Here is a 3,165-nt window from a genome sequence, read left to right on the forward strand (position 1 = left end):
TTAATTTTACTAAATGTAAGATTAAATCTCAACTATTACATATAAAATGATTTGATTTCATTCCCGCATAGCGTTGGCGTTGTTGCATAGATCGGTTTTTCCGTCATTGCGAGGAAAAGCTGTAAGTTTTGACAAAGCAATCTCAGGATTTTATTATTTCATGAGATTGCCGCACAGCCTATGGCTGCTCGCAATGACGTAAATCTAAACTACGAGGCTTTCTTTCTTTTATTACCGTAATTGTTACCGTCAAAAGTTTTTTTATGATTATTATCAAAAGAATTAAACTTTTTACCCTCAACGCCTGCTCTTTTACCGAATGGTCTTTTACGATTATTTTTATCACTCCTAAACTCACTGCGTGGTGTAGATTCACCTTTATTTAATAGACGATCAATTGCACGCCATCTAATAACATCATCAGGAGAAATAAAAGACAGTGCATGGCCGGTGCCCCCTGCTCTACCCGTTCTACCTATTCTATGTAAATAATCTTCAGGACACATAGGTAAATCATAATTAATAACATGCTGTGTATGAGGAATATCAAGTCCACGAGCCGCTACATCAGTTGCTACCATTATTCTATGATTTGACTTACGAAATGATAAAATTACTCTTTCACGTTGACGCTGACTTAAATCACCATGTATAGCTTCTGCTTTATGATTTTCATATTTTAACATTTTAGCTAATTGATCAGCAGAGCGTTTAGTCTTCACAAAAATAATTACCGATCCTTCCCTATTACCAAGTTGTTTAGTTAATTCACTAAATTTTTCTTTATCAGAAACATGCATTGATTCCTGTTTTATTTCTGCAGCTGCTTTATTAGTAGCGCCTACTGTAATACGTATCGGATTGTTTAGATATTTTTGAGAAACAGCAATAATATGTTTTGGCATAGTAGCAGAAAACATTAAAACTTGTCTTTTTTCCGGTAAAAATTTATTGATTTTTTCTAACTGTTCTTTCATCCCCATATCAAGCATTCTATCCATTTCGTCAAGTACGGTTATGCCTATACGATCAATTTTTAAACTTCCTCTATTTAAGTGATCGATAATACGCCCAGGCGTACCGATAATCACTTTCGGATTCCTTTTTAATTGCATAAATTGTTTAGGCATCGGTTCGCCGCCTATCAAAACTGCACTATTAATTTTATAGGATGTAGTTACTTTATTTAAAGTACTGTGTATTTGCGTTGCTAATTCTCTAGTCGGAACAAGAATTAAAGCAGTAGTTTTATTTTTAATAAATGAATCAATTAACGGCAATAAATAAGCGAGAGTTTTTCCTGAACCTGTTTGGCTAGAAGCGAGTATGTCCGACCCCGTCATTGCAACCGGAATCGATTGCTTTTGTATTTCAGTCGGCTCAGTGATATTCATTGTCTCAAGAGCGATAATTAATTCTTCAGATAAATTAAAATTTTTCATTATGTAATCCAATATAGTTTTAAGTCAAAATATGCACATTATTGATTAGATCTATTACATAACCCATTTCTTAAAGATATATGAGACGCTCTCTCAGCCTTACATACTTAACTATAGTACGCTTGAGTAGAGTAGAGATCTCTTATTTCCTGAGCCTAGCTGTAAATAAATTTTAACTGATAATTTAATTCTTTTTGGCTGCAAATTATAAGATTTTTTTGAAATATGAATCATTATTTCTTCAAAAATCTTATCACTTTTCGCTAAAAAAAACTCTTTAATTACTAATTAAAATTTATTTACAGATAGTCTCTAAGATAAGTTATGCAGGTTATTGTATAAAAAATAAGTTATAGTAAATTAAAATAACGACTTATATAATTATCCTGAATCAAAAAATATGCTTAAGCTAGATTACAAACCAACTAAATATATAAAACGATAATGAATAATGAAACTATTTTTAGAATCTTATTCAAGCCAGAATAATATTATTAGATTTAGGGCATTTTCATGCCCTTTAGTAAAAATAATTTATTATACTTAAAATTATATAGGTTATTATAAGACAAAAACAAAATATTTACTATTGTGATAAAGATGACTAGACTACCCTAAATTATAAACAATTTTGGATAGCTGCTTTTGGTATTATAAATATATTTATTTAATTCTGAGGTTAACAGCGTAGGTTTTTCCTTGCTTTTCTTCAAGATCAAAAATTACATCTTGTCCTTCTTCAAGGCTATGCAAACCTGCCGCGTCTACGGCTGATTTGTGTACAAACACATCTTTGCCGCCATTTTCCTGTTCAATAAATCCAAAATTCTTCGTAGAATTATACCACTTAACTTTACCTACTATATTTGTAGCCATAAAAACCTTTATTAGATAGAAATTACTTATTTGAACTTAACACACGCTTATAATAACTAAAACTTAAATTTTACTTTAAATCTTACTTAAATATAAGAGTCGATAAAAATTCATTATGCAAAACTACCTTACCTTGCGGCATTTGTCAATAAACATGTCAATAACATGCAAGAGAAAGTATTACTTTCTGAAACTAATCTATCATATTATTACTATTTTGTCACTATTTAAGTTAATTATCTAAATAAATTAATGAGTAAACTAACTATTTTAAAGTGGTTTAATATTTTTTTTATATCCGACTAATATATTAACGATAAAAGTACTTGCTTTTTTGTATTTTTTTTATTATTCTGTCCACTTAGAAAAATACAGTTCTGTATTTATAATTGCCCGCGTGATGGAATGGTAGACATAACGGACTTAAAATTCGTGGAGCGTAAGCTCTTGCCGGTTCAAGTCCGGCCGCGGGTACCATTCGCCAGTTTTAGGCAAATTCACCAATGTATCAAACGGCGAACGCAGCATAAAGTCATGCTTTCCAGGTTTCAATATTAAGTTCCCAAATATTAAATTTATTAAACGTCTTTTTTCGCTCACGCCGGAACTTTTAAATATCTTATAGGCACTTGAGGCTGTCGATATCAAGGAAACTAGCATTTTTGTAAAGCTATCATCATCTTTTTCACGCGTTTCAATTTCTTTTGTTATTTCTTTGCATTTCTGCTCCAATTCTAATCGTTTTTCTTCGTGTTCCTCTTCGCTTATTTGTCCCTTAATATATAAATTCATTAATCTATCCATAGAATCTTTTGGCAACCCCCCCAAAAACAATCGACAAAAGGAG

Annotated in this window: 2 protein-coding genes and 1 tRNA gene; 1 reads left to right on the plus strand and 2 read right to left on the minus strand. The window is 31.2% G+C overall.

Annotated features, from left to right (window positions below):
- Window positions 1-209: 209 nt before the first annotated feature.
- Window positions 210-1,442 (minus strand): DEAD/DEAH box helicase, encoded by a 1,233-nt coding sequence (locus tag KYQ89_RS02715; RefSeq protein WP_218460297.1) that lies wholly within the window; start codon window positions 1,440-1,442, stop codon window positions 210-212.
- Between the two features lie 663 nt (window positions 1,443-2,105).
- Complete coding sequence (locus KYQ89_RS02720; RefSeq protein ID WP_218460298.1) at window positions 2,106-2,318, minus strand: cold-shock protein; 213 nt, start codon at window positions 2,316-2,318, stop codon at window positions 2,106-2,108.
- A gap of 391 nt (window positions 2,319-2,709) precedes the next feature.
- Between KYQ89_RS02720 and KYQ89_RS02725 the strand changes: the two genes are divergently transcribed.
- Window positions 2,710-2,795, plus strand: a tRNA-Leu gene (locus KYQ89_RS02725).
- Window positions 2,796-3,165 lie beyond the last annotated feature (370 nt).

It is taken from the genome of Rickettsia sp. TH2014 (genome assembly GCF_019249195.1).
Classification (GTDB): Bacteria; Pseudomonadota; Alphaproteobacteria; order Rickettsiales; family Rickettsiaceae; genus Rickettsia; species Rickettsia felis.

Bases quoted from the DNA above. Each gene is read 5' to 3' on its own strand.
- KYQ89_RS02715 (WP_218460297.1), bottom strand. From the start codon at position 1,442: ATGAAAAATTTTAATTTATCTGAAGAATTAATTATCGCTCTTGAGACA.
- KYQ89_RS02720 (WP_218460298.1), bottom strand. From the start codon at position 2,318: ATGGCTACAAATATAGTAGGTAAAGTTAAGTGGTATAATTCTACGAAG.